Below are 2594 nucleotides of genomic sequence, written 5' to 3' on the forward strand. Positions count from 1 at the left end.
GTTCTGGGCTCGGTTCCGGCAAAGGTTCTGGGCTCGGTTCCGGCAAAGGTTCTGGGCTCGGTTCCGGCAAAGGTTCTGGGCTCGGTTCCGGCAAAGGTTCTGGGCTTGGGGTTGGCAAAGGTTGCGGGGTTGGGGTTGGCAAAGGTAGCGGGTTTGGTACCGGAGTTAGTGTCGGGGTCGGACTGGTAAGTGCTGGCGGTGTCGGAGTGGGTTTGGGGCGCGAATTGTTGAGAAATGAGCCGACTAAAGCCCAGGAACCGAAGCCAGTCAAGATTACTAAGCCCGTCAGCAGTCCGATCGCAGCAATGGGATTGTCCCAAAAAGAGCCGCCAACAGGCTCAATTAACGGGTCTGGCTGGTTTTGGGGGTGGGAACTCTGGGCGGCTGGCTCCGGCGATCGGCCCACGGCCACCGTTGGTATTAGCGAAGCATTTGACGGCACCGCTGCTGGCGCAGGGGGTACAGTTGGCGGCTGGCTAGGTTTAGGATTAGTTTGGTTGTCGAGTGCTTGGGCGACTTCGCTGACAGATTGATATCGATCGCCCGGAGACCGGCTCAACATCCGATTCAGCACCAAAGCCAAACCCGTGCTCACCTGCACTCGCTGCTGCCAATTCCACTGCAGCGTTGTTTGATCGAGCAATTCCTGCGGTTCTTTGCCCGTCAGCAGGACGATCGCCGTTACAGCTAAAGCGTAGAGGTCGCTGCTGGCTGTAGCCCGCCCGCTTTGCAACTGTTCCATCGGCGCGTAGCCGATTTTACCGACAGTTGTCGCGTGGGCTGTTCCTTCGGGAGACTGGACTTTGGTGGCGAGTTCCTTCACCACTCCAAAGTCAATCAGCACGGGCATTTGGTCGTTTTCCCTACGGATGATATTTTCTGGGGAGATGTCGCGGTGGATGATGCCGCGGGCGTGGATGTGAGCGAGTACCGGCAGCATTTGCCGGATAAATACCAAGACTTCGGCTTCGGTGAAGGTGCGGCCTGTTGAAGTTCGATCGAGCAGCAGTTCGCGGTAAGTCATCCCTTCCACGTAATCCTGCACTAAAAACAAACGCTGGTTCTCTTCAAATATTGCCCGAAACTGGGGAATTTGTGGGTGCCCAATTTGGTAAAGTATTGCCGCCTCTCTTTGAAACAATTCCTTCGATTTTTCCAAAACGTAAGGCCCGCTTTGCACCGGAATCAATTCCTTCAGGGCGCAGCGTTCTTGAAACCGCCCCAAATCTTCTACTAAATAAGTCCGGCCAAATCCTCCTTGACCTAAAATATTCACCAAGCGGTAGCGGTTTTGTAGGAGAGTTCCAATAGCAATAGGTGGCTGCATAAGTTTAAGTAGAAACTGTTAAAAAATAGACCATCGCTCACAGACTTAGTAATGCTATGTCTTTAATGCTCTTGAGCATACTTCACTGTCTGTAGTCCCCAGTCCCGACCAAAATTAGCATTGTACATTTTTTTGACATTATTGAACGCAAGGATGCTGAGAAACCGGGTCTTTTCACGAAAATACACAGGTTGCAACCCGCAGATCCGAGCAAAAACCCGGTTTCTGCGTCAATATCTCAAGGGAGAAATGCACGATTTTTCGTAGAAACCGGGTCTTTTGGTCTTAGCCCTAATAAATTGTCGCCCCTCGGCCTAAGCCATACATCTCTATAAAGCTTGAGATTATTTATGGGAGATGTCTACTGTCTACTGACTACTGACTGCTGACTGCTGACTGCTGACTATTGACTAAGCTTTGCTTTCACCATGTCTTGAATTCTGTTACCGTCTGCTTTGCCTTTAAGCTGCTGCATTGCCTTGCCCATCACCTTGCCCATATCTTTTGCAGAAGTAGCGCCAACCGAAGCAATCACTTCGTCAACGACTTGACTCACCTCTTCGTCTGACATCTGCGGCGGCAAATACTCTTCAACAATTGCTAACTCCGCCTCCTCTTGTGCGACTAAATCTTCGCGGCCGCCTTTGCGGTATTGTTCGATCGAATCCCGGCGCTGTTTCGCTATTTGCATCAAAATTTCCAGTTCTTGAGCTTCTGTCAGCGTGTCTTGGCCGGAGGGACGGAGGCTGACTTCTTTTTCGAGAATAAATTTCTTGATGCCGCGAACTGTTTCCAACCGAACTTTGTCCTTGGACTTCATGGCTGCTTTGATTTCTGCGTCAATGCGTTCTCTTAAGCTCATCGATTTCTACCTTGCTTTGCCCGATATCAAAAATCTGGAGTTCGCTCCCGATTCTTAATTTTTTTTACAGTATTTTTCAAGTTTATTGCCTGTTGGTGGCATTTTTATTGCATTAAACCCGGATGCCTTCGGCCTTCGACCGAATTTTGGGCGGCTAGACTTCCAGCCTCGACCCCAAATTGGCTCGCGCCAGAATATTGAGACGTAGGGGCAGAAGTGCGATCGTACTTCTGCCAGTAATGATATCGCTAGAGCCCACATTCCGCAGCCTGGGGTATCACACAGCATAATTACGTAGAAAACTCTATCTTTAACCCAATACGGTTCAGTTAAGGCTTAAATGATGGTAAATTACGTATTGTGTCCAAAAAGGGAGAGCAAGTACGGTGCATCTTAAAGAATTCT

Annotated in this window: 2 protein-coding genes; both read right to left on the minus strand. The window is 50.0% G+C overall.

The window, feature by feature from the left end; all coding sequences use genetic code 11:
* On the minus strand, nt 1-1327 hold a 1327-nt coding region (locus E5S67_RS31630), incomplete at its 3' end, for a serine/threonine-protein kinase (protein WP_172193399.1).
* A 403-nt stretch (nt 1328-1730) separates the two neighbouring features.
* Nucleotides 1731-2189: a GatB/YqeY domain-containing protein gene (locus E5S67_RS31635; protein ID WP_172193402.1), complete on the minus strand. Its 459-nt coding sequence runs from the start codon at nt 2187-2189 to the stop codon at nt 1731-1733.
* Nucleotides 2190-2594 lie beyond the last annotated feature (405 nt).

This window comes from Microcoleus asticus IPMA8 (genome assembly GCF_013179805.1).
Classification (GTDB): domain Bacteria; phylum Cyanobacteriota; class Cyanobacteriia; order Cyanobacteriales; family Microcoleaceae; genus Microcoleus; species Microcoleus asticus.

What these genes read in the sequence shown, in the direction of transcription:
- E5S67_RS31635 (WP_172193402.1), bottom strand. Translation starts at nt 2,189, where the DNA reads ATGAGCTTAAGAGAACGCATTGACGCAGAAATCAAAGCAGCCATGAAG.